The organism is Bifidobacterium erythrocebi (assembly GCF_012932675.1).
GTDB classification, from domain to species: Bacteria; Actinomycetota; Actinomycetes; order Actinomycetales; family Bifidobacteriaceae; genus Bifidobacterium; species Bifidobacterium erythrocebi.
This window is the reverse complement of sequence record NZ_JAAIIF010000008.1, coordinates 230,614-254,917: the sequence shown is the minus strand read 5'-3', so window position 1 is coordinate 254,917 and position 24,304 is coordinate 230,614. Positions and strand designations below refer to the sequence as shown.

22 protein-coding genes, 1 tRNA gene and 2 pseudogenes are annotated in these 24,304 nt (G+C 61.2%); 20 read left to right on the top strand and 5 right to left on the bottom strand.

All coding sequences use genetic code 11. The features are described from left to right. Positions 1–3 precede the first annotated feature (3 nt). From sufD to G1C98_RS09510, 6 genes and pseudogenes are all read left to right on the top strand, one after another. Positions 4–1,227 carry a Fe-S cluster assembly protein SufD gene (gene sufD, locus G1C98_RS04695; protein WP_169079727.1) on the top strand — a complete coding sequence of 408 codons (1,224 nt, stop codon included), beginning with the start codon at positions 4–6 and terminating at the stop codon, positions 1,225–1,227. Positions 1,228–1,254: 27 nt separating this feature from the next. Continuing rightward, the gene (sufC, locus tag G1C98_RS04690; protein ID WP_169079725.1) at positions 1,255–2,034 is read left to right on the top strand and encodes a Fe-S cluster assembly ATPase SufC; all 780 of its coding nucleotides are present in this window, start codon (positions 1,255–1,257) and stop codon (positions 2,032–2,034) included. 84 nt (positions 2,035–2,118) lie between these two features. Further along, positions 2,119–3,390 (top strand): SufS family cysteine desulfurase, encoded by a 1,272-nt coding sequence (locus G1C98_RS04685; protein ID WP_169079723.1) that lies wholly within the window; start codon positions 2,119–2,121, stop codon positions 3,388–3,390. Between the two features lie 33 nt (positions 3,391–3,423). Beyond that, positions 3,424–3,981 carry a Fe-S cluster assembly sulfur transfer protein SufU gene (sufU, locus tag G1C98_RS04680; RefSeq protein ID WP_169079721.1) on the top strand — a complete coding sequence of 186 codons (558 nt, stop codon included), beginning with the start codon at positions 3,424–3,426 and terminating at the stop codon, positions 3,979–3,981. A 57-nt stretch (positions 3,982–4,038) separates the two neighbouring features. Then, positions 4,039–4,162: pseudogene (locus G1C98_RS09515) on the top strand (metal-sulfur cluster assembly factor); the annotation flags it as partial. A 98-nt stretch (positions 4,163–4,260) separates the two neighbouring features. After that, positions 4,261–4,623 (top strand): annotated as a pseudogene (locus G1C98_RS09510) (metal-sulfur cluster assembly factor); the annotation flags it as partial. Positions 4,624–4,812: 189 nt separating this feature from the next. Here G1C98_RS09510 and glgC read toward each other — a convergent pair. From glgC to G1C98_RS04660, 3 genes are all read right to left on the bottom strand, one after another. After that, a complete protein-coding gene (gene glgC, locus G1C98_RS04670) occupies positions 4,813–6,060 on the bottom strand; it encodes a glucose-1-phosphate adenylyltransferase (protein ID WP_169079719.1) in 1,248 nt (415 codons plus the stop codon). A 167-nt stretch (positions 6,061–6,227) separates the two neighbouring features. Beyond that, positions 6,228–7,100 (bottom strand): TrmH family RNA methyltransferase, encoded by an 873-nt coding sequence (locus G1C98_RS04665; protein ID WP_169079717.1) that lies wholly within the window; start codon positions 7,098–7,100, stop codon positions 6,228–6,230. Between the two features lie 56 nt (positions 7,101–7,156). Then, a tRNA-Leu gene (locus G1C98_RS04660) sits at positions 7,157–7,245 on the bottom strand. Between the two features lie 110 nt (positions 7,246–7,355). Between G1C98_RS04660 and G1C98_RS04655 the strand changes: the two genes are divergently transcribed. The 8 genes from G1C98_RS04655 to G1C98_RS04620 all read left to right on the top strand — a co-directional run bounded on the left by G1C98_RS04655 (position 7,356) and on the right by G1C98_RS04620 (position 14,332). Beyond that, positions 7,356–8,153, top strand: coding sequence for a 16S rRNA (uracil(1498)-N(3))-methyltransferase (locus tag G1C98_RS04655; protein WP_169079715.1), 798 nt, complete (start codon positions 7,356–7,358; stop codon positions 8,151–8,153). Positions 8,154–8,223: 70 nt separating this feature from the next. Next, positions 8,224–8,562 (top strand): histidine triad nucleotide-binding protein, encoded by a 339-nt coding sequence (locus G1C98_RS04650; RefSeq protein ID WP_169079713.1) that lies wholly within the window; start codon positions 8,224–8,226, stop codon positions 8,560–8,562. Between the two features lie 13 nt (positions 8,563–8,575). Next, a complete protein-coding gene (locus G1C98_RS04645) occupies positions 8,576–9,706 on the top strand; it encodes a PhoH family protein (RefSeq protein WP_169079711.1) in 1,131 nt (376 codons plus the stop codon). Further along, positions 9,696–10,241: an rRNA maturation RNase YbeY gene (ybeY, locus tag G1C98_RS04640; RefSeq protein WP_169079709.1), complete on the top strand. Its 546-nt coding sequence runs from the start codon at positions 9,696–9,698 to the stop codon at positions 10,239–10,241. The genes G1C98_RS04645 and ybeY overlap by 11 nt, the downstream gene beginning before the upstream one ends. 64 nt (positions 10,242–10,305) lie before the next feature. Then, complete coding sequence (locus tag G1C98_RS04635) at positions 10,306–11,718, top strand: hemolysin family protein (RefSeq protein WP_169079707.1); 1,413 nt, start codon at positions 10,306–10,308, stop codon at positions 11,716–11,718. Beyond that, positions 11,702–12,697: a GTPase Era gene (gene era / locus G1C98_RS04630; RefSeq protein ID WP_417852293.1), complete on the top strand. Its 996-nt coding sequence runs from the start codon at positions 11,702–11,704 to the stop codon at positions 12,695–12,697. Before G1C98_RS04635 ends, era begins: the two co-directional genes overlap by 17 nt. Positions 12,698–12,965: 268 nt before the next feature. Then, positions 12,966–13,532 carry a helix-turn-helix domain-containing protein gene (locus G1C98_RS04625; RefSeq protein ID WP_169079703.1) on the top strand — a complete coding sequence of 189 codons (567 nt, stop codon included), beginning with the start codon at positions 12,966–12,968 and terminating at the stop codon, positions 13,530–13,532. Next, positions 13,487–14,332 carry an IS3 family transposase gene (locus G1C98_RS04620; RefSeq protein WP_169080152.1) on the top strand — a complete coding sequence of 282 codons (846 nt, stop codon included), beginning with the start codon at positions 13,487–13,489 and terminating at the stop codon, positions 14,330–14,332. Before G1C98_RS04625 ends, G1C98_RS04620 begins: the two co-directional genes overlap by 46 nt. A gap of 93 nt (positions 14,333–14,425) precedes the next feature. Here G1C98_RS04620 and G1C98_RS04615 read toward each other — a convergent pair whose 3' ends face one another. Together G1C98_RS04615 and G1C98_RS04610 are read right to left on the bottom strand one after the other, a co-directional pair. Continuing rightward, positions 14,426–15,964, bottom strand: coding sequence for a type 1 periplasmic-binding domain-containing protein (locus G1C98_RS04615; protein WP_169079701.1), 1,539 nt, complete (start codon positions 15,962–15,964; stop codon positions 14,426–14,428). A gap of 241 nt (positions 15,965–16,205) precedes the next feature. Continuing rightward, complete coding sequence (locus G1C98_RS04610; protein ID WP_169079699.1) at positions 16,206–17,426, bottom strand: NADP-dependent isocitrate dehydrogenase; 1,221 nt, start codon at positions 17,424–17,426, stop codon at positions 16,206–16,208. Positions 17,427–17,552: 126 nt separating this feature from the next. Here G1C98_RS04610 and G1C98_RS04605 point away from each other — a divergent pair, with 126 nt between their 5' ends. The 6 genes from G1C98_RS04605 to tsf all read left to right on the top strand — a co-directional run bounded on the left by G1C98_RS04605 (position 17,553) and on the right by tsf (position 24,164). After that, positions 17,553–18,677 carry a GuaB3 family IMP dehydrogenase-related protein gene (locus G1C98_RS04605; RefSeq protein ID WP_169079697.1) on the top strand — a complete coding sequence of 375 codons (1,125 nt, stop codon included), beginning with the start codon at positions 17,553–17,555 and terminating at the stop codon, positions 18,675–18,677. A gap of 61 nt (positions 18,678–18,738) precedes the next feature. Further along, a complete protein-coding gene (locus tag G1C98_RS04600; protein ID WP_169079696.1) occupies positions 18,739–19,356 on the top strand; it encodes an Rv3235 family protein in 618 nt (205 codons plus the stop codon). A gap of 241 nt (positions 19,357–19,597) precedes the next feature. After that, the gene (locus G1C98_RS04595) at positions 19,598–21,637 is read left to right on the top strand and encodes an AMP-dependent synthetase/ligase (RefSeq protein ID WP_169079694.1); all 2,040 of its coding nucleotides are present in this window, start codon (positions 19,598–19,600) and stop codon (positions 21,635–21,637) included. A gap of 3 nt (positions 21,638–21,640) precedes the next feature. Continuing rightward, on the top strand, positions 21,641–22,123 hold the full coding sequence (gene def, locus G1C98_RS04590; protein WP_169079692.1) for a peptide deformylase: 483 nt from the start codon (positions 21,641–21,643) through the stop codon (positions 22,121–22,123). A 242-nt stretch (positions 22,124–22,365) separates the two neighbouring features. Beyond that, entirely contained in the window at positions 22,366–23,175 is an 810-nt protein-coding gene (gene rpsB, locus G1C98_RS04585) for a 30S ribosomal protein S2 (protein ID WP_169079690.1), read from the top strand. A gap of 113 nt (positions 23,176–23,288) precedes the next feature. Then, a complete protein-coding gene (gene tsf / locus G1C98_RS04580; protein ID WP_169079688.1) occupies positions 23,289–24,164 on the top strand; it encodes a translation elongation factor Ts in 876 nt (291 codons plus the stop codon). Positions 24,165–24,304 lie beyond the last annotated feature (140 nt).

Below are 24,304 nucleotides of genomic sequence, written 5' to 3'. Positions count from 1 at the left end.
ACCATGACCGAAGCCAAGGAAATCACTATCCCTACGGCGGATCCGAACGATCCGTATGCCAACCCGGCGGCAATGCCGTCCTCGGCGGACCGCAACCCGCGATCCTTCGACGTCGACGCGTTCCCCATGCCCGCCCGCAAGCAGGATGACTGGCGCTACACTCCCATCGAGCGTATCGACGAGTTCTTCACGGTGTTCACGCCGTCCGGCGAAACCAGGATCGAAGTCGGCATGATCGACGGCTCGCCCCTTCCCAGCGGCGTCAAGCTGACCCAGACCAAGCTCGGTGAGGGACTGTCCGGCACGGTGTCCAAGCCGTCCGACCGAGCCGCGGCGGTGGAGTGGAACTCCGGCGCGACGGCCACCGTCATCGAGCTGTCCGGCGAGATCAAGCAGCCGGTACTGGTCAAGGTGCATGGTGCCGGCATGGACCTCGATGCGTTCCATCTGGTCATCGCCGCCGCCGACAACGCGCATGCCGATGTCGTGGTCGAGCACGACGGCGACGCGCGTCTCGCCGAAGGCGTGGAAATCACCACCGGCAGGCATTCGCAGGTGTCCACCACCTTCGTCCAGGAATGGGGCGCAGGCTCCAAGCATGTGGGCAACCATCGCATCCATGTCGGCGAGGGCGCTTCGCTCCGCCACTGTGTGGTGACGCTCGGCGGCGATGTCGTGCGCATCCGCATGGATCAGGACTTCGGCGGCGAGCAGGGCGATCTCAACATGCTCGGCATCTACTTCGTCGATCCCGGCGAGCACATCGAGCATCGCACGATGGTGGTGCACAACCAGCCCGACTGCAAGAGCCGTGTGGTCTACAAGGGTGCGCTCGACGGCAAGGGAGCGCACTCCACATGGGTTGGCAACGCGCTGATCGAGCCGACCGCCCCCGGCACCGACTCCTACGAGCTCAATCGCAACCTGGTGCTCACCCCGGGCGCCATCGCCGACTCCGAGCCGAACCTCGAAATCGAGAACGGCAACATCATCGGCGCGGGCCACGCGTCCTCCGTCGGCCGTTTCAACGACGAGGAACTGTTCTACCTCGAATCGCGCGGCGTCAGCGAAACCGAGGCACGCAAGCTTGTCGTGCGCGGCTTCTTCAACGAACTCGTCGAGGAAATCGGCATTCCCGCAATCTGCGAGCATCTCATGGACGTCATCGACAAGCGACTGGCACGCGGCGAAAGCGATGCCATGGCGCAGGTGCTCGAAGAACAGTGAACGTAAAGGACATAAAGGATAGGAACCATGTCAACGCTTGAAATCAAGGATCTGTACGCGCACGTCGAAACCAAGGAAGGCATCAAGCCGATCCTCAAGGGCGTGAACCTCACCGTCAACTCCGACGAGACCCATGCCATCATGGGGCCCAACGGCTCCGGCAAGTCCACGCTGGCCTACACGCTGGCAGGCCACCCCAAGTACGTGGTCGACGGCGGCGAAGTGCTGCTCGACGGCCAGGATATCCTGAAGATGACCCCGGACGAACGTGCCAAGGCCGGTCTCTTCCTCGCCATGCAGTACCCGGTGGAGGTGCCGGGCGTCTCCATGACGAACTTCCTGCGCACCGCCAAGACCGAGATCGACGGCAAGGCGCCGTCCATCCGCACATGGGCCAGGGAGCTTTCCGAAGCCATGAAGCGACTCAAGATGGACCCGAAGTTCGCCACCCGTTCCGTGAACGAGGGCTTCTCCGGCGGCGAGAAGAAGCGCGCCGAAGTGCTTCAGCTGGAGCTGCTCAAGCCGAAGTTCGCCATTCTCGACGAAACCGACTCCGGCCTTGACGTCGACGCGCTGCGCATCGTCTCCGAGGGCGTGAACCGTGCCAAGGAAGCCAACAAGTTCGGCATCCTCATGGTCACGCACTATACCCGCATCCTCAAGTACATCAAGCCGGATATCGTCCATGTGTTCGCCGACGGCCACTTCGTGAAGACCGGTGGCCCAGAGCTTGCCGACGAGCTGGAGGAGAACGGCTACGATCAGTACCTGCCGGAAGGTGCCGATTCCGAAAGCGCATTGGCCTGAAAACGGAAAACAGGCGGCGAAGGCCGGCAAACGGTGCTTCGCCGCCGTCGTATATCGGTGTACATGCCGTATAAGGGGGTTTACATGGTTGATTTTGCCGCTATTCGAAAGGAATTCCCGATTCTGGATCAGCAGGTCCACGGTCATCCGCTGGTGTATCTGGATTCGGCTGCGACCTCGCAGAAGCCGCAGTGCGTGATCGACGCGGAAAGCGAATTCTACAGGACCATCAACGCCGGCGTGCATCGCGGGGCCCATGAGCTGGCCGCCCGCAGCACCATGGCGTTCGAGGACGCGCGCGCGAAGGTCACCAGGCTCGTCGGCGCCAATGCCGAGGAAGGCCAGGAGGAGATCGTCGTGACCGCCGGTGCCACGGCCGGCCTGAATCTGCTTGCCACGGCATTCGGCAATGCCTCTCTCGGACGCGGGGGAGCGGCGGCGAAACGATTCGCGCTTAAAGCCGGCGACGAGATCGTGGTCTCGAAGGCCGAACATCATTCCGTGCTGCTGCCGTTCCAGGAGCTTGCCGCACGAACCGGCGCGACGTTCAAGTGGCTGAATCTGACCGAGGACGGTCGCGTACGCACCGACAATCTCGACGAGGTCATCACCGAACGCACGAAGGTCGTCGCCGTGACGCATGTGGGCAACGTGACCGGTGCCATCACCGACATCGCGCCCATCATCAAGCGCACGCATGAGGTGGGCGGCATCTTCGTGCTCGATGCCTGCCAGTCCGTGCCGCATCTGAAGATCGACTTCCATGCGCTGGACGTCGACTTCGCCGCATGGAGCGCGCATAAGATGTACGGTCCGACCGGCGTCGGCTTCCTGTACGGCAAGCGCGAGATGCTTGAGGCGCTTCCGCCCGCAAGCTTCGGCGGATCGATGGTGGAGCTGGCCTGGATGGATCAGCCTGCGCAGTACATGCTTCCCCCTGCACGTTTCGAGGCCGGAACCCAGCCCGTCGCCCAAGTCGTCGCCGCAGGCGTGGCCGCGGAATGGATGATGAACATCGGCATGGACCAGCTTGAGGCGCACGAGCGCACGCTTGCCGGCGAATTGCTGAAGATGGGCGATATCGATGGCGTGCGTATCCTAGGACCGCGCGAGAACGTCGACCGTATCGGCACCGTCGCCTTCGACATCGAGGGCGTCCACCCGCATGACGTCGGCCAGTTCATCGACGCGCAGGGCATCGCCATCCGCGTCGGCCACCACTGCGCGCAGCCGGTGCACCGCCACTTCGGCCTGTATGCCTCGAACCGTGCATCCTGCGGCGTGTACAACAATGTCGAGGATGTCCACGCTCTGCTTGAGGCGTTGGGCAAGGTGCGTCCGTTCTTCGGCGCGTGACGTATATTCGGGGCTTGCGAGGGAAGGAACAGCATGAATGATTTCGGTATGAGCGGCGACGACTTCGAGCAGATGTACCAGGAGGTGATCCTCGAAGCGTCGAAGCATCCGCACGGCAAGGAGCATTTCGCCGCCGACCTGGCACAGGAGGATTCCGGGGCCAAGTCCGGTGAAACAGTGGTCCGCGCCTCACATGAATACTGCACGCCGGGCGAATCGCACCAGTTCAATCCCACGTGCGGTGACGAGGCGACCATTCATGTCGAGATCTCCGATAGCGAGCCTCATGCCATCGAACGGCTGGTGTGGGATGGTCATGGCTGTTCCATCTCGCAGGCGAGTCTGTCGATTATGGTCGATCTGGTCGAAGGCAAGACCGTCGATGATGCCATGGAACTCGAGCAGCTGTTCCATCGTCTTATGGAATCCCGCGGCAAGGGACTGGACAATGAGGATGACGAGGAACGCCTGGAGGACGCCATTGTGTTCCAGGGCGCTTCGAAATATCCGATGCGCATCAAATGCGCGCTGCTTGGATGGGAAGGTCTTAAGGATGCCGTTGCCAGGGCGCTTGCCGCGAACAAGTCGTGACAAGCTGCGTGTCGCAGCGTAGAGTGTTCAACAGTTATAGCAACGATTATGGAGTAGATGATGAGCGATACTTTGGTACCCGAGCCTCAGGCTTCCATTTTCGACGCCGTAAAGGGCGTGGTCAAGGATGAGGATGCTGCACGTCGTATGATGATGAATCCCGCTTTGGCTAAAACCATCGGCAATGATGGAGCGGCTTCGGGTCAGTCGTCGCAGGCGCATAGCGGCTGCGGCTGTGGAGGGCAGCAGGCTGATGGCTGCTGCCAGGATGACGATGGGAACGCCATCCCCCTGAAGTTTGTGGACGACATCGGTCGCGCGACCGCTGCGGATGTTCGTGAGGCGCTGCATCAGGTCATCGATCCGGAACTGGGCATCGACGTCATCGATCTTGGTCTGGTATACGGTATTGAAATCGATGAGCTGGGTCGTGCCATTATCACCATGACGCTGACCACGCCGGCATGCCCATTAACCGATCTGATCGAGGACGAATGCGCTTCGACATTGGCCGGACTGGTCGAGGAGTTCCGTATCGATTGGACATGGCAGCCGCGCTGGACGATGGACAAGATCACCCCCGAAGGGCGCGACCAGTTGGCGGCGCTCGGATTCAACTTCGACAATCTTCCCAAATACTGAGCTGTCTTCCGCACGGTCTTTCCATATCGTATTCCGTCCTGCAGCGCGATTCCCGCCGATGCAGGACGGTTTTTGTATGTGGCTGTTTTCCATCCGGCGGGCATACCCATGCGGCGCATATACGTTTGAGGCCCCTGTATCCGAATAATCGGGATACAGGGGCCTCAAACGTAAGGGGAGAACTGACGCTTAGTCGTCCACCACGGTGCCCTTCGGCACCACGGTGATGCCCTCGGGCGTGACGGTGAAGCCGCGGGCCAGATCATGCTCCGTGTCGATGCCGACGGTGGAGTTCTCGGTCAGCACGACGTTCTTGTCGAGAATTGCCTTGTAGACGCGCGCACGGCGATTGATCACGACGCCGTCGAACAGGATGGAATCGACCACCTGCGACCAGGAGTGGATGTGCACGTTCGGGGACAGCACGGAATGGTGCACTTCGCCGCCGGAGACGATGACGCCGGGGGAGACGATGGAATCCGTGGCGTGGCCGAGGCGGTCGCGGCCGGCATGGACGAACTTCGCGGGTGGCAGCGTGCCGGAGTTCGTGTAGATCGGCCATGCCTGGTTGTACAGGTTGAACTCGGGCACATAGGCGATCAGATCCATGTGCGCATCGTAGAACTGCTTCAGCGTGCCCACGTCACGCCAATAGGCGTGGTCGGTATCCGTCGCGCCCGGAATCACGTTCGAGTTGAAGTCGTAGACGCCGGCCTCGCCGCGGGAGGCGAAGTACGGGGCGATGTCGCCGCCCATGTCGTGCTTGGTGTCGGCGCTCTTCGCATCCTTGGCCAGCGCGTCGAACAGCGCGTCGGTATTGGCCACATAGTTGCCCATGGATGCCAGGAACGTGTTCGGGTCATCCGGCAGACCGGCGCAGGTGTCGGGCTTCTCCAGGAAGGACTTGATCTGGTTCGGATGCTCCGGGTCGACGTCGATGACGCCGAACTGGTTCGACTGCTCGATCGGCTGACGGATGCCTGCCACGGTGAACTCTGCACCCGATTCGATGTGCTGTTCGACCATCTGCCCGAAGTCCATGCGATAGACATGGTCGGCACCGACGATCACCACGATGTCCGGCTGCACGTCCTCGATGATGTTGATGGTCTGGTAGATGGCGTCGGCAGAGCCCAGATACCAGTGCTTGCCGAGCCGCTGCTGTGCCGGCACAGGGGAGACGTAGTTGCCGAGCAGCGAGGAGAACCGCCACATCTGGGAGATATGACGATCCAGCGAATGCGACTTGTACTGGGTGAGGACCACGATGTGGCGGTAATCGGAATTCACCAGATTCGACAGGGGGAAGTCGATAAGACGGTATACGCCGCCGAACGGCACCGCAGGCTTGGCGCGATCGCGGGTCAACGGCATCAGACGGGTACCCTCACCACCTGCCAAAACGATGGATAGAATCTTCTGCTTGTTCTTTGCCATGGTGCGTGGCTCCTCTCATATCAATCATGACGATTGGTGACGTCGAGCAGGCAACGTCGTTAGCAGTCAGCTTCCTCGCTGACCTCTACCGTCCATAATTGCACAAAAAAAACAATATGCAAGCAACCTGGCTTGCATGTCAGGCATATTTGGCGGAAATTCATTAATTAGTCATTAAGACGGCGAGTTGCGTAAAAAGCGACGGCGCTCGACGCGGCCACATTCAGGCTGTCCACATCATGCGACATCGGGATCTTCACCGTCAGATCGGCGCGGGCGATGGTGTGACGGCTCAGTCCGTCGCCTTCCGTGCCGAAGATGAGCGCGAGCTTGTCGATATGCTGCGAATCGGCCGCATCGCTGTTCAGACGGCGCGTCAACTCGTCAAGGCTGATCGAATCGTCCTCAAGGGCCATGGCCACCGTGGTGAATCCAAGCGAGTGCAGCTCCTCAAGGCCTTTGAACGGCCAGTAATGCTTCCCCTCACCGTCGATGCGGGTCCACGGCACCTGAAACACGGTTCCCATCGACACGCGGGCCGCACGTCTGTACAGCGGATCGCCGCAGGAGGGGGTGACGAGCACGGCGTCGACGTCCAAAGCCGCGGCGGAGCGCATCAGCGCGCCCACATTGGTCGGGTCGACGATATTCTCCATCACCGCGATGCGATGCGCGCCCTCGCACACCTGCTCGACGGAAGGCAGCGGCCAGCGGCGCATCGCGCTGAGCGCGCCACGATGCAGGCGGTAGCCGGTCAGTCTTTTCAATTGCTCCGGCGACGCCACATATACGGGAACGTCCGTCCCCCATTGCGCATCGATGCGCGCGAACATATCGGCCATGCCTTCCAGCCAGGGCTTTTCGACCAGCAGCGACAACGGCTCGCGCCCTGCGGCCAGCGCACGGTCGATGACCTTGGGGGATTCGGCGATGAACAGACCCTTGGCGGGCTCCAGCCGGTTGCGCAATTGGATTTCGGTGAGATTCACATAGGCGCTGACGCGTTCGTCGTCAATGGAATCAAGTTCGATGAAGCGCATATGCGAAAACTCCTTGAGATACAACAAAACCCCTTGTTTCCAAGGGGTTTTACTTGTGCCCGAGACGGGACTTGAACCCGTACGGTTGTAATAAAATAACCACTAGCACCTCAAGCTAGCGCGTCTACCATTCCGCCACCCGGGCAGGTCGCTGTTTGGCAACGAGTGCTACTTTAGCACTGGATCGCTCGGATGCAACATCAGCGTGTCGCGAGCGTGTCGGTACGGGCAAAACCAGTTGATAGCCTAGAGAACATGACGAATGCTGTATTCCTGTTTGACCCTGACAACGATGACGTGCCGGTGAACTCCGACGAATCAAGCATCGGCTGGAAGCTGACACTGCCCGCGCAGGTCAGGCGCCATGCCGTGCAGTCCATGCGCCTGAAGGCCGGCGACGAATTCCAACTGACCGATGGCAGGGGACTGCGACTCGGCGTCGCCCTTGTCGACGCGGACAACGGCATCGCCGAGGTGCGCGATTTCGTCAGGGAGGCCCAACCCGTCACCCGGCTGGCTCTGGTGCAGGCGCTGGCGAAGAACGGGCATGACGAGCAGGCCATCGACACCGCCACGCAGATCGGCGTCGATACCGTGGTGCCGTGGCAGGCCGATCGGTCCATCGCCAAATGGAAAAACGGAAGAACCGACCGCAAATGGCTGTCCACGCTGCAGGCGGCGACGGAACAGTCGCGCCGCGCATGGGTTCCGGAACTGGAGGAATGCGTCTCCAGCAAGCAGATTATCTCCATGATCCTGCGCGCCAACGTGCATGGCGATCTGGTCGTCGTGCTGCATCAGGACGCCACCGACACCTGGTCGTCCATAGAGGAACAGACCGAAAAGCTCGCCGACACCTGTCTGAAGGACGGCAAGCCGCGCACGGTATATGTGGTGGTGGGTCCGGAAGGCGGCATCAGCGAAGACGAGGTCGCGCGGTTCGTGGAAGCGGGAGCCAGAAGCGTGGTACTGGGAAGGAATATCCTCCGGGCCTCGACCGCCGGACCGGTCGCGCTGTCGCTGCTCAGCAGATCGCTGGGACGTTTCGCGTGAGCGATATTTCACACGCGTCGTGGCGGCGCAATAGCATGAAACCGAATAGAACCGCGTGAAGGAGCAAACGATGAGCGAAGCCGAAGACTGCCTGTTCTGCAAGATCGTTGCCGGGCAGATCCCGAGCACCAAGGTGTATGAGGACGACACCACCTACGCATTCAAGGACATCAATCCGCAGGCGAAGATCCATGTGCTGATCGTGCCGAAGAAGCACGTCGCAAACGTGAGCGAACTCGCCAAGTCCGATCCCGCACAGCTCGCCCATATGGTCGAAGTCGCCCAGGGCATTGCGGACAAGGAATTCCACGGCGAATACCGTCTGGTGTTCAACACCGGACGTGACGCCGGGCAGACCGTGTTCCATGCGCATGCCCATGTGCTGACCGGCGAAGTGCTTGACGAGTAGACGGAAGGAACCCGTGGCGACGACAACTCGCACCATAACCATTCCCGCCGAGCTTGACCCGGTGTCCGTGCTTGGCCCTGTCGACGAGGTCATTCGCGAGATCGAACACGCATACCCCGACCTGGAATTCACCGTGCGGGGCAACCGCATCATCATCGCCTCGCGCTCCAAGAAGACCGAATCGGACGCGTCGAAGGCGGAGCATCTTATCGAAACGATCATGGATGCGGCGCATACCATACCGATGGACGCGCAGACCGTACGGCGCATGATGGATCAGGACGTGCTTGACAACCGTGTGCGCGTCACCCATCCGGGGCATGGCAAGACTGTGGAGAACCTCAAGCGCATCGAGCATATCGAGCATGCCGAGGCTCGCTCCGGTACCCAGCGGCGCAAGCCGTCCGTTGCCGGGGTCATCACCTATGCCTCCGGCAACCCGGTCCGCGCGAAAACCGCCGGCCAGGCGGCCTATGTCGCGGCGATAGAGACCCATACCATCACGTTCGGCATAGGACCGGCCGGTACGGGCAAGACGTATCTGGCCGTGGCCAAGGCAGTCCGTGCGTTCCAGGACAAACAGGTCAGGCGTATTATCCTCACCCGTCCTGCGGTCGAAGCGGGGGAGAGCCTGGGATTTCTGCCAGGTACGCTCAACGAGAAGGTGGATCCGTACCTGCGCCCGCTGTACGACGCATTATCCGATATGCTGGGTGCCGACCAGCTCAAACGGTACATGGACGACGGCACCATCGAGGTCGCGCCTCTCGCCTACATGCGCGGGCGCACGCTCAATGACGCGTTCGTGATTCTCGACGAGGCGCAGAACACCACGGAGGAACAGATGAAGATGTTCCTCACCAGACTCGGATTCAACACCAAGATGGTGATTACCGGCGATATCACGCAGGTCGATCTTGCGGTTCCTCGGTCTGGACTGGCCACCATCGAGCATATCCTCGGCGGCATCGAGGATATCGCCTTCGTGCACATGAAGGCGGAGGATGTGGTGCGCCACCGTCTGGTCGGGCGTATCGTGGCCGCATACAACCGGCATGAAGGGCTGGACGGGGACCATAGACGGATGTCCCGCACGGCGACGAACAACAAGCACAAGAGGGATGCAGACGGCGATGAGCGTTGACGTTTCCAATGAGACCGTATGGTCGATCGATCTGAAGGTGTTCTCCGATCTGGGGCTGTGGGTCATGGATCAGATGCGGGTCAGCACGCAGTCCGATCTGACGATCCTGTTCGTGGACCCGGATCCCATCGCCCAGATGCACATGCATTGGATGAATCTCGAAGGGCCGACCGATGTGATGAGCTTCCCCATGGACGAGCTGCGCCCGGGGAACGGCGACGAGGTCATGGAAGGGGTGCTCGGCGACATCGTGATCTGCCCGTGGGTCGCTGCCCAGCAGGCTGCTGCGGCGGGCCATGGCGTACTGCAGGAGATGCTGCTGCTGACGATTCACGGCATTCTGCATCTGCTGGGATACGATCATGTGAATGCCGAGCAGGAGCGGCAGATGTTCGGTCTGCAGCGGCAACTGCTGCTGACGTTCATCGCGGTGAGGCAGAATCTCGGAGCACCCGTCACCCTACCGGCGGGAAGCACAGACGAACTGGCCGCATGGGACGCCGAGCACGGTTCCGGCCGCGAACTGACACGTTGACCGAATCGTATGCACCGGATATGCGCCAGGTAAAGGGAACGTGTCCGAAGAGGGGAAAAACGGCATGGATAGTCAGATGACGGTAATCGTAATCAGCGTGGTACTGGTGGTGGTCGTGGCCCTGCTGGTATGGCTTTCGCTGTCCATGGCTGCGGCCGAAGGGGCCGTGGGGCGTGTGACGCGGGCCAATCTCAACAACCGCGTCTTCGAGGTGCAGACCGATTCGGACACCAACCAGTTCACCGCGTCCAAGAAGATCAAGCGCATCCATCAGGTGCAGCGGTTCATCGCCAACCGCTATGCCACCGCGGGGTCCTGCGCGTTCTTCCGCATCATGTGCAATGTGCTTTCGGGCGTGCTCATCGCGGTCGTCGCGGGCATATGGGGCGCGGCATGGTGGGTGGAACTGCTGGCCGGTGTCGTATTCGCCTTCGCAATCGCCGTGGTGAGCATCCTCGTCCGTCCACGCGAGACCGGCGTCAACAAGCCGACCGACATCATGATCAAACATGCTCGACTGGTGGGATTCGCCGTAGCCGTCACGCCCTTCGCCCGTGCGGGGGAGAGCAAGGATGGCCGCCGGCGCCGCGAACTCGAACTATCCGATGACGAGGAGCTGGAGAAGATCCAGCTTGAACAGGGGCGTGCGGCGATCGACCGCATGGTCGAATCGAACGAGTTCGATCCCGAGGTCTCGGAGATGATGCGCAATGTGCTCATGCTTTCGGAGACACTGACCCGTGAGATCATGGTGCCGCGCACCGATATGATCACCATCGAACGCGATGCCACATTGGAGGACATGCTCAAGCTGTGCTCGCGTTCCGGCTTCTCCCGCGTGCCGGTCATCGGCGAGGACGTGGACGATCTGGTAGGCGTCGCCTATCTGAAGGACGCGGTGCGTGCCACGGCATTCAATCCGGCCGCGGTAAGCCGCGATGTGGCCTCCATCGTGCGCGACCCCATGCTGGTCCCCGAATCCAAGCCCGTGGACGACCTGTTCCATCAGATGCAGCGTTCCAGGCAGCATGTCGCCATCGTCGTGGACGAATACGGCGGCATCGCCGGCATGGTCACCATCGAGGACACCATCGAACAGATTGTGGGCGAACTGGAGGACGAGCACGACCGCACCCAGCATGCCGAGCCGAAGAAGATCGGCGAACGCAAGTGGAGTCTTCCCGCCCGTACCCCCATCGCGGATCTTGAAGAGCTATATGAGATTGACATCGATGAGGATGATGTCGATACGGTCTACGGTCTGCTGACGAAGCTGCTGGGCCGGGTACCCATCGTCGGCGCGTCCGCCGTGACGCGTGGCATCAGGCTCACCGCCGTCGACTCCGCAGGGCGTCGCAAGAAGGTATCGACCATCGAAGTCGAGCCCGATGGCGTCGAGGGGCGCGAGGAAGATGACAACACACAAGGCAATGCCGACAATGACGGGAACAACGAACAACATGATCGCAAGGAGTGACATGACCGATACACCAGCCGGTACCAAACTGGCATCCGAACCCTACCGTTCCGGTTTCGTAGCAGTGGTTGGACGACCGAATGTGGGGAAATCCACGTTGGTGAACGCATTGATCGGCACCCAGATCGCCATCGCCTCGTCCAGGCCGGAAACCACGCGTAAGGCGATTCGCGGCGTGCTCACCACCGACAATGCGCAGCTGGTGCTGGTGGATACCCCCGGCATCCACAGGCCGCGCACCTTGCTGGGCCAGCGTCTGAACGACATCGTCGACGAATCGCTGTCCGACGTCGACGTCGTCGCGTTCCTGCTGCCCGGCGATCAGGAGATCGGCCCCGGCGACAAGCGCATCCTGTCCCGTCTTCGTACGAATTTCGCCACCAAGCGCGAGGACGGCACGTTCAAATGGCGTGTGCCGCTGATCGCCATCGTGACCAAGATCGATGAGCTGTCGCGTGAACAGTTGATAGCCAAACTCATTGAGATCAACGAATTCGCCGATTTTGCGGACATCGTTCCCGTCAGCGCGCTGAAGCACGACAATCTCGATGAAGTGCGGTCGGTGCTGATCGATCACACGCCGGAAGGCCCGCAGATGTACCCGGCCGAGCAGCTGAGCGAGGAACGCCCCGAGGAGACCATCGCCGAGCTCATCCGAGGCGCGTTCCTCGAACAGCTGAACGACGAGCTTCCCCATTCCCTGGCGGTGGTGGTGGACTCCATCGATTATCCGGAAGACAACGAGACCGGAGAGCAGTATGACGGCAAGGCGCAGGTCAACGTCTCCATCTATGTGGAGCGCGATTCGCAGAAGCCGATCATCATCGGCAAGGGCGCTTCGAACCTCACTGCGGTCAAAAAGCGTCTGCGCACCGCAGTGAACCGCATCGTGGGTTGCAAGGCCAGGCTTGACCTGCATGTCAAGGTGGCCAAGGGATGGCAGTCGGATCCTAAACAGCTTGAACGCCTGGGATTCTGATTGCCTTTACAAGGTCGTTCAAGCTGTCTAGGATCCGCTTCGCGGCAAGCCGCTCACCGAGCCTACCGCCAGTCCACCGGACTGCCGGTTTCACGGCTCGGCCAAACAGCTTGAACGCCTGGGATTCTGATTGCCTTTACAAGGCCGTCGGAGTTAGCTGAGCCCTAAGCTTGATATGGTTGTGCCCCTGTCACGGGCTTCTGAACCGCACCCCGATTGTTGGACTGAAGAAATTCAGATTCGATGATCGGAGGTGCGGTTCTTTCGTATGCGTGAGGATCGAAGGAGACGTTACGACGACGGGTTCCGGCGCGAGGCGCTGGAACTCATCAAGGCCGGAGCCGGCAAGGACACGCTCGCCAGACGGCTTGCCATACCGGTGTATACCGCGAGAAACTGGATCAGGCTGTACAGGTCCAACGGCGAGGAGGCGGTCATGGGAAGCGGCGGCAGCAGACGCTACGACTGGGAGACGAAGGTCGCCGCGGCGCGCGACCACGTCGAGAACGGCATGACCAAGACGGAGGTCATGGCCATGCACGGGATCGCGAGCATCGCGTCCCTGGAGCGATGGTGCCGCGAATACCGGGCCGGAGGCCCGGAGGCGCTCAGGCCGAAACCCAAGGGCAGGCCGAAAGGCGCGAGATCCAGACCGAAGCCCGAACCGACGCGCGAGCAGGAGCTCGCCGAACAGGTCGCCTATCTGAAGGCGAAGGTCGCGTACCTGGAAAAACTCCGGGCCCTGCGGGCGTCCAAGTCACGCGGCGCGAGCGAAGCGCCGTCGTCCGACTGCTCGCAGGGCGGGGACACCGGCTCGACCACCTCCTCGAGATAGCCGGGCTGCCGCGATCCACGTACTACCACCACCTGTCGCGCCCGGCGCACGTGTCAAGGCCGGACGTGGAGCCGATGGTACGGGAGATATGGGAGCGCATCCCGAACGGGTGCGGCCACCGGCAGGTGCGCATGTGCCTGGTCCACGAGTTCGGCACGCGCATATCCGCCAAGACCGTGCTCAGGGTCATGCGCCGCATGGGGCTGAGATGCGCCATCCGCTCCAGGAACCCGTGGAGGAGGTACAGCTCGTACAGGGGCGATACGGGCGGCCACGTGCACAACCTGCTCAGACGCGACTTCACGGCCGACAGGCCGTTCGCCAAGCTCGGCACCGACGTCACCGAGTTCAAGGTGGCGGGCGGCAAGGCGTACCTCGCGCCCGTGTACGACATGGCCAGCAAGGAGATCGTGGCCTGGGACGTGAGCCGGCGTCCCGACCTGGACCAGCAGAAGCGCCTGCTCGCCATGCTCGCGGAGCGCCTGCCGGCCGGCGCGGAACCCATACTGCACTCGGACATGGGATGGCAGTACCAGCACCGATGGTGGCGGGACGAGCTCGAACGCCTCGGCATCCGCCAGTCCATGAGCCGCAAGGGCAACTGCCTGGACAACGCCGCCACCGAGCAGGTGTTCGGCCATCTGAAGGACGAGTTCTACCGAGGCCGCGGGTTCGACTCGTACGAGCAGTTCAAACGCGAGCTGGACGCCTACATCATCCATTGGAACACCAGGCGGCGCCAGATACGACTCGAGGGACGCACCCCGGAGGAGTTCCGGGGCATGTCCCTCGCGGTCTAGGGATGTATCCTAATTAACAACGTCCAACAAACGGGGCGCAGTTCACTTTCCGTGGCAGGGGCACAACCATATCCGGACGGAACGGGAAAAGCGCTACAATCCCGCTTCCGCCATGGAGATGTATCCAGGATCGATCAGCGTGGCCTTGAGATTGCCGGCGCTGACGGCGATCAGCTCCTCATGGATGGTAGGTGTTTTGACGCCATCGATGCTTTGCTCGGTGATATAGGACAATCCGCTGAAACCCTTGTTGCGATTCAGTCGCACGCATGTTCTGGCGATATCCGTCGACAGCTCGTCGCGGTTCTCCAAGCCGGTCATCCACTGCTTGCCGTTGACCACCTGCGGAATGGTGTCGGCATAGCTGCCGTAACCGGTGATGACCGGCCAACGCGAGTCATGACTGCTCTGAGCGGAGGACGATGCACCGGAGTGCGATTCCTCACGCTGCGATTGCGGATCGTTGGTCGGCGACTTGGCGGGGTCCGGAACCGATTTGCGCAGAAGATCCTTATGCCCGGCGATATTGCCCACGATGCCCGGAATGGTGATGGAGGGATTGATGTCGGCGGACGACCCCGTGTACCCCATGTCGTCGAGCTTGTCGACCACGCTGGATGCCACCGCGTCGTTCATCGCGATGATGCCGTCGATGCGGGTGCGGGCGGAGGCTCCGTCCTTCTTGATCGTGGGTATACGCTCCGCGATGGTATTGGCAGCCCCGTCCTTCTCGTTGAGATCGAACGCCACACTCTGCCAATCGTCGTCGGTGGAGTCCTTGCTGAGGGACCCGGAGGGGCTGTAGACCTTGCCCTGTTCGTAGTAGGGCTTCAGTATCTTCCACACGCCCTTGAATGCCTCTTTGGCGAAGTCGTCGTTGATTTCGGCATCATCCGATGTGGCGCTGTCGCTATCGTCGGCGTACGCGTAGGGGAGCAGCACTTCGATGGATTTGGGATTGTCCTTGCTGACCTTCCCTAGATCGAGCTTGCTGACCAGCATATTCGCCTGGAGCTCGCCGATCTGTTCCGGCGTGGAGCATTGGACGAATGCGTCGGGGGTGAACCCGCTGACGGTGTTCGATACCAGTACGACATGCATCCCCGCCTTCCGGGCCAATTGCAGTGCCGAACGCATCCGGCTCTCCGCTTCGCGCTGCTCGCTGTCCTGCGCTCCCTTGACGACGGGTTGCGTGACATAATCGCCATATTGACGCGACGAGGCGTTGGTCTGCGATGCCGGGGCGACGATGAGCGTGCTGTGCTGTGCGGTCTGGGAGCCCTTTTTCAGATTCGTGACATGCTTTACCACCCAGTCCTGCAGCTGTTGGCTTTGCTTGTCAAGATCGGCGGAGATGACGGTGGAGATGTTCTGTTTCTCCACGCCCTGCTTCTTCAGATCGCCGGTGATTTGGGGGATGAGTTTCGCCCATTTGTTCAGCGGCGTTCGTTGCGACATGGTGATGCCGTCCGCCGGTGCGAACATCGTTACGGATCCGGCGTCGGCGGTCGTATTGGCGGTGGTCGCGGCGGTGGATGTCGTCTGCGATGAGGAGCAGGCACCCAGCATCATCAGCAACGCGGCGCCGGACAATGCCGCGGCCGCTCGTGCCAGAACAGGCGTATGAACCATGGATTTCCAATCTTCCAGAAACAATGGGCCGTGCCTGATTGTAGTGGATGAAGCTGGATTTTGCCGTATATCAACCGTAAACCATGCCGGTTCGTGAGCCTGCTCGTTCAGGCAGGAGGGTATGGGCGTCCGATGGCGGAAGCGGCAGACGGGATACAACTAGGGGGCTCTGTTCCCTGATATGGCAAGGAACAGAGCCCCCTAAGCTAGCGACAGTTAGCTATAATGGTCGCCGTAAGGATTACTCGGCCAAGGCCTTGGCAAGGTTGGTGTCAAGCGCATCCATGAAGCCTTCGGTGTCGAGCCAAGGCTGATCCGGACCGATAAGCATGGCGAGGTCCTTGGTCATCTGGCCACCTTCGACGGTCGCGATGATGACCTTTTCCAACGTTTCGGCGAAGTGCCTGACCTCGGGGGTGTTGTCGAGGTCGGCGCGGTGCTTGAGGCCGCCCGTCCAGGCGAAGATCGAGGCGATTGGGTTGGTGGAGGTCTTCTCACCCTTCTGCCAACGGCGATAATGGCGCGTCACCGTGCCATGCGCCGCCTCGGCCTCGACGGTCTGCCCGTCGGGGGTCATCAGCACGGAGGTCATCAGACCGAGCGATCCGAAGCCCTGCGCCACGGAATCGGACTGCACATCGCCGTCGTAGTTCTTGCAGGCCCAGATGTATCCGCCGTGCCACTTCAGGGAACTGGCCACCATGTCGTCGATCAGTCGATGCTCGTAAGTGAGTCCGGCCGCCTCGAACTTGTCCTTGTATTCGGTCTCGAACACTTCGGCGAAGATGTCCTTGAACTGTCCGTCGTATGCCTTGAGAATCGTGTTCTTGGTGGACAGGTACACCGGGTAGCCGCGCATCAGGCCGTAGTTGAAGCAGGCGCGCGCGAAGCCGCGGATCGAATCGTTGACGTTGTACTGCACTTGGGCGACGCCGCCGTCGGGGCCGTAGTTGTACACGACGTGCTGGATGGGCTCGCCGCCGTCTTCCGGGGTGAACGTGACGGTGAGCTGGCCGGCGCCGGGGACCTTGAAGTCCGTGGCCTTGTACTGGTCGCCGAACGCATGGCGGGCCACGACGATGGGCTTCGTCCAGCCGGGGACCAGGCGGGGCACGTTGCTCATGACGATCGGCTCGCGGAAGATGGTGCCACCGAGGATGTTGCGGATGGTGCCGTTGGGGGACTTCCACATCTTCTTCAGGCCGAATTCCTTGACGCGTGCCTCGTCGGGGGTGATGGTGGCGCACTTGACTCCGACATGCTCCCGCTTGATTGCCTCGGCGGCGTCGATGGTGACCTGATCGTCGGTGGCGTCGCGGTTCTCGATGCCCAAGTCGTAGTAGTCGAGGTTCACATCCAGATAGGGGAGGATCAGTCGGTCCTTGATGTCCTTCCAAATGACACGGGTCATTTCATCGCCATCGAGCTCGACGATCGTGCCTTCTACCTTAATTTTGGCCATAGTGCCTCCTGTTTGACTGACGGGTTGCCCCAAGTCTTAGCGCATCAATGTAACATGGAGCGGCTTGATTCGACTATGTGAGACATCCCGGTTCGCTGTCACATCCGCGCACTACGCTGTGGAACCATGTCTCAGGAAATTGAAATCGGTTTGGGTAAGAAGGCCCGCGTGGCCTATTCGCTGGATGATGTCGCCATCATTCCCTCCCGCAGGACGCGCGATCCGCAGGATGTGTCGACGAGCTGGCAGATCGACGCCTATGAATTCGACGTGCCGGTGATCGGCGCTCCGATGGATTCGGTCACCAGCCCCGCCACCGCCATCGCCATGGGCAAGATGGGCGCGTTGGGCGTGCTGGATCTGGAAGGTCTGTGGACCCGTTACGACGATCCGACCCCGCTGCTTGACGAGATCGCGCAGCTCCCGGCGCAAACCGCGACCAAGCGCATCCAGGAGATCTATGCCGAGCCGATCAAGGCCGAGCTCATCACCAAGCGTCTGCATGAGATTCGCGAGGCCGGTGTGACCGTGGCCGGCGCGTTGTCCCCGCAGCTGACCCAGGAGTTCTATTCCACCGTGGTCGACGCCGGTGTCGACCTGTTCGTGATCCGCGGAACCGTCGTCTCCGCCGAGCACGTCTCCACTACGCATGAGGCCCTGAACCTCAAGCAGTTCATCTACGATCTGGACGTTCCGGTGATCGTCGGCGGCGTGGCCAACTACACCGCGGCATTGCATATGATGCGTACCGGTGCCGCCGGCGTGCTTGTCGGCTTCGGCGGCGGCGCCGTCTCCGCGACGCGCACGACCCTCGGCGTGCAGGCTCCGATGGCCACCGCCATCGCCGATGTGGCAGAGGCCCGCCGCGATTACATGGACGAGTCCGGCGGCCGTTATGTACAGGTCATCGCCGATGGCGGCATGGGCGATTCCGGAAGCTTCGTCAAGGCTCTCGCCATGGGTGCCGACGCCGTGATGCTGGGCGCTCCGCTGGCTCGCGCCACCGAGGCTCCGGGCAAGGGCATGCATTGGGGCAGTGAGGCGCGCCACCAGACGCTGCCGCGTGGTTTCCGCACCAATGTCGGCACCGTCGCTCCGCTCGAGCAGATTCTGTTCGGACCGAGCCATATGGCCGACGGCACCACCAACTTCATCGGAGCGCTGCGTCGCACCATGGCCTCCACCGGCTATGTGGACGTCAAGAACTTCCAGCGTTGCAACGTGGTTGTCACACCGCACGACATGCTGTAAACCGTCGAATTTTTACGTGTTTTCATCGAAAAGGACATCAAACGCGTTAAAAACGACATGAATGCATTGCCGCAAGCCCCGGGTCGTTGACTCGGGGCTTTTTCTATGCTTTGCTAAGGAGCGTGCCGTAAAGAAACGGCACGACTCAACGAAGAATAAGGAAAAAGAGGTGACTTCATTGGACGACGAGTTTGCCCAAACCTTCACACCCATAAACAGGGCTGACAAACAGCCCGCCTCGTACGACGGATTCATCAGAGTGGAGCTATCCCGTGAACCCGTGCCGTACCATGTCGTCAAGGTCTTTTCGGAGCATCTTGACGAGAATCACTGCCATGCGATGGCCGTTGCCGCATGCCGCATGGGCATCCTGACCCTGGACGTTATCCGGGGCAAGCTGTCCGCGAACGGTTTGCGCAGGGCCGCGAGCGCCAAGGTCATCGAACGACTGCAGCGCCTGGCCTTCATCATCGAGCATCGCATGAACAGGGATGATGAGTACAAGGCGAAGTTGAAGTATCCGCCGGTCATGCCGCTTTGGCTGTCAGGCGCGTTCATCAGCTCGACTTGTCTGGAAATATGCATGCAGCTTTCCATCGGGCACGAGCTGTATCTGGCGAATCTTCGATTCGAGCAGGTCGGCTGCCGGTGGGTATGCACATTCGCCGACATCGGCTGATCCGATGAGGTCGTGTTCCCGTTAACGGCATTGCATGCCGTTTGTACAGAGGGGGAAGAGGAATCTCCTGCGCTTCGTACGGGAACGTGATGCTGCCGGGCGATCGGGAAACCGATTGCCCGGTTTCCTGTATTCGCGTCCTGTAGGCGAAAGGCGCATGTCACTGGGCGGTCGGCGCATCTCATGCGGTTCGCTCCGTCAATCGGTTGAGACGGGCATGGCCGGGCGTATGGTGGAAAACATGTTGCGACAGTATATTTCAGACCCTGCGTATGAGACACAGGACAGTGACACGATTTTCTCCCTGCTGCGCGATCGTGCACAGAACGCTCCGGATGAGGAGATCGCCGAATGGCAGGACAAGGATGGGCGGGAATGGCATTCCGCCACTGCCGGAGAGATGCTTGCGCGTGTGCGTGAAGTGGCCAAGGGGCTTATGGCCTTGGGTGCGCGTCCGGGCGTGATGATCGCCGTCTATTCCGCCACCTGCTATGAATGGGGCATCGTGGATTTCGCGTGCGCCGCCATCGGCGCCATCAGTGTTCCGATCTACGAGACCGATTCCGCCTTGCAGGCCGAATCCATTCTTACGGACACCCAGCCGCTGATCGCCTTCGCCGGCGACAACGCCCATGCGATGACGCTGGAACAGGTCCGCAAGTCCGTAAGCAGCCTGGGGTATGTGTTCAATTTCCAGGAGAACGGTCTGGACGCCGTGGTCGACTTCGGCGTCAACATCACGGACGCCGAGCTGGATAAGGCCATCGCCCGTGTGAAGGCCGACGACATGGCCACCATCGTGTACACCTCCGGTTCCACCGGCAAGCCGAAGGGGGCCATGCTGTCCAACCGTAATTTCACGCATATCGTGAAGAACGGTTACATCATCCTCGACGAGATGCTGTATCAGCCGAATCGCCTGTTGCTGTTCCTGCCGTTGGCCCATTGCTTTGCCCGTTATATCCAGTACGTATGCATCGGCGGTCATGGCGTCGTCGGCTACATCCCCAGCGCCAAGCATCTGCTTTCCGATCTGCGCTCCTTCAAGCCCACGTATCTGCTGGGTGTGCCGCGTGTGTTCGAAAAGGTCTACAACGCCGCCTCCCAGAAGGCCGGCAACGGCATCGCCGGCCGCGTCTTCGCCAAGGCATACCGTCATTTCGCCGATTGGTCCAGGGACGAGCAGGCCGGCAAGCCGCATTCGCCCATCGCGCGCATGCGCCATGCGTTCTACATGCAGACCGTGGGCAAGTCGGTCCGCTCCGCCCTTGGCCCGAACCTCGCATGGCTCGCCTGCGGCGGCGCGCCGATCAACCCCGACCTGGCCCATTTCTTCAACGGTATGGACGGCATCACGTTCATCCAGGGGTACGGCATGACCGAAACCGCCGCCCCCATGCTCGTCAACTGGCAGGATGACAACGAGGTCGGCTCGGTCGGCAAGCCCGGACCGGGCATGGGCGTTCGCGTGACCGATGACGACGAGATCGAGCTGTTCGGCCCCAATGTGTTCATTGGGTACTACAAGCAGCCCGAACTCACCGCGCAGACCAAGTCCGAGGACGGGTGGATCTCCACCGGCGATCTCGGCACCATCGATGACCGTGGATTCGTGCGCATTACCGGGCGTAAGAAGGACATCATCATCACCGCCGGCGGCAAGAACGTCAGCCCGGCGCCGATGGAGGAGACCATCTCCGCCTGCCCGATCGTCGATCATGCGGTGGTCATCGGAGACAACAGGCCGTTCATCTCCGCCCTGATCGAGATCGAACCGGACATGACCCGTTCGTGGCTCGAGGCGCAGGGGCTCGACGTCGATATGCCCATCGAGCAGATCGCGCAGAACGACGCGGTCCGCGCCTTCATCCAGCAGTACGTCGATCAGGCCAACGCAACCGTGTCGAGGGCCGAATCCGTGCGTAAGTTCGCCATCCTGACCGAGCAGTTCAGCCAGGAGGCCGGTACGCTTACGCCAAGTCTGAAGGTCGTTCGCGCCAAGGTGATCAGTCGGTACGCCGATGTGATCAACGGTGAGCTGTATGTGCCGAAGGGCGCGTCCAAGCCCCTGCCTGGAACGGTCCGTCTGCTCGATCAGGCCACCGAATCCGTCAAGCAGGTTTCGGAAAGCGTGAGCCCCAAAGTGCGCCAGGCCTATGAGCAGGCCAAGGTGAACGTGTCGGATTCGATTGCTAGCGTGTCCGAGAAGATCCGCAAGCAGGAAGACGGCCAAGAGGAAACCAATGAGGCCGAAAACACCATCACGAGTGAGGAGAAGTAAGTCGTGGCCATTCGCGAAATCAGAGTAGTCCCCGATCCGGTGCTGCGCACCCCGTGCGACGAGATCAAGGAGATCACGCCGGCGGTGCGTCGACTGGTCGAGGATCTGGTGCAGACCGTCGATGACCCGGGTCGTGCCGGATTGTCCGCAAACCAGATCGGCGTGAACCTGAGGGCGTTCTCGTACAACATCGACGGCAAGATCGGCTACATCCTGAATCCGGTCATCGAGGAGAAGTCCGGCGAGCAGTACGGCGACGAAGGATGCCTGTCCGTTCCCGGACTGTGGTACAAGACCCGCCGCGCCGATTATGCCCGCGTACGCGGCATCGATCTGGACGGCAAGCAGGTTGTTCTGGAGGGGCATGGTCTGTTCGGACGCATGCTGCAGCACGAATGCGATCATCTCGACGGCCATGTCTACCTTGACAGGCTTGAGAAGGAAGAGCGCAGGGAGGCGATGCGCTACATGCGCAACCACCACTGACACCATACTGCCCCGTCATTTGGCGGGGCGGCATGGTATTGTTGCCGATTGTGCGTCAACCGGTGCCGACCACAGTCGCTGGCGGTCGGAACCAAACCGATATTGTCAACCGGCGCACGACAAATTCGCGTCATGCTCGCGACGGCCCGTGTCGGTCGGCTTCGATTCCCAAGAGGGGAGAGGAAGCTGCACGCGGGTGCGCATGGCCAGGCAAGAACCGACAAGAAAGAGGTAGTAATACCATGGCTCAGATTACTATGAGCGAAATGCTGAAGGCAGGCCTGCACTTCGGTCACCAGACCCGTCGTTGGAACCCGAAGATGAAGCAGTTCATCCTCACCCAGCGTAACGGCATCCACATCATCAACCTGTTCAAGTCCCTCGACATGATTGATGTCGCCTATGACTTCATCAAGTCCACCGTTGCCCACAACGGCACCGTGCTCTTCGTCGGCACCAAGAAGCAGGCTCAGGAAGCCGTGTCCGCCCAGGCCACCCGCGTGAACATGCCGTACGTTTCCGAGCGCTGGCTCGGCGGTATGCTGACCAACTTCCAGACCGTGTCCAAGCGTGTCGCCCGCCTGAAGGAACTCGAAGAGATCGACTTCACCGATGTCCATGGCTCCGGCCTGACCAAGAAGGAACTGCTGCTGCTCGAGCGCGAGAAGGACAAGCTGAACAAGCAGCTGGGCGGTATCCGCAACATGGGCCGTACCCCGTCCGCCATGTTCGTGGTCGACATCAACAAGGAAGCCCTGGCCGTTGAGGAAGCCCACAAGCTGGGCATCCCGGTCGTCGCCATCGTCGACACCAACACCGATCCGGAAGCCGTCGAGTACCCGATCCCGGCCAACGATGACGCCATCCGCGGCATCGAGCTGCTGACCAGCCTGATGGCCGACGCAGTCGCCGAGGGCCTGATCGAGCGTTCCGGCAAGGCCACCAAGGCCGAAGGCGAAGCCGCCGAGCAGCCGATGGCCGCTTGGGAGAAGGAGCTCCTGGAGAACCAGGCTCCCGAGGCCAAGGCCGACGAAGCCGCTAAGGCTGAGTGATTCGGCATCGTCGGGGGACGCGCCGTCAATGTCGTGTCCCCCGACGAACGCTTTTTTCAACAACTACTGTTTAATCTGTCGAACAAGTTCCATATATAGGGAGAACGAATACTATGGCAGCAATTACCGCCGCTTTGATCAAGCAGGTGCGTGAAGACACCGGTGCCGGCATGATGGACGTCAAGAAGGCCCTCACCGAGGCTGAAGGCGACGTCGCCCGCGCCAAGGAAATCATCCGCGCCAAGGGCATCGCCGCAGCAGGCAAGCGCGAAGGCCGCGCCGCTCAGGAAGGCACCATCGCCTCCAAGGTCATCGAGACCGCGAACGGTGAGACCGGCTACGCCGTCGAGCTGAACTCCGAGACCGACTTCGTGGCCAAGACCCCGAAGTTCGTCGAGTTCGCCGACACCGTGCTGGGCTACGCCGTGGCCGCCGAAGCCGATTCCGCCGATGAACTGCTGGCTGCGAAGGCCGACGAGGGCACCGTGAAGGAAGCCGTCGAAGAGGCCGCCGCCCTGTTCGGCGAGCATGTCAAGGTCGGTCAGTTCGCCAAGATCTCCGGCGAGCACGTCGAGATCTACGCCCACAAGAAGTCCGCCGAGATGCCGCCGAGCATCGTCGCGATGATCGCCACCGACAAGGCCGGCGCAGCCGTCGCTCACGAAGCCGCTCTGCAGATCTCCGCAATGGGTGCCCAGTGGCTCACCCGCGAGGACGTTCCGGCCGATGTGCTGGAGTCCGAGACCCGCGTGGCCACCGAGAAGACCACCGAAGAGCTCAAGAGCAAGGGCAAGCCGGAAGCCGTGATCGAGAAGATCGCTCCGAAGATCGTCGAAGGCCGCCTGAACGCCTTCTACAAGGAGACTGTGCTGCTGGAGCAGGCCTACGTCAAGGATCCGTCCAAGACCGTTGGCGACCTGTTCAAGGAAGTCGGCGGCACCGCCACCGCTTTCGCCCGTGTCGAGGTCGGCAAGGGCGCTGAGGCCTGATAGCCTATCCATCCGCCCGGCTTGATTCGGGCGGGGATTTTAAGGCGGCTCGCATACGTGCGGGCCGCCTTTTTGCTGTACTGTGCAGTTCGCCCCATCGCATGTTCTTCGGATATTGCCGACGAGTCGATCTGCTTTCC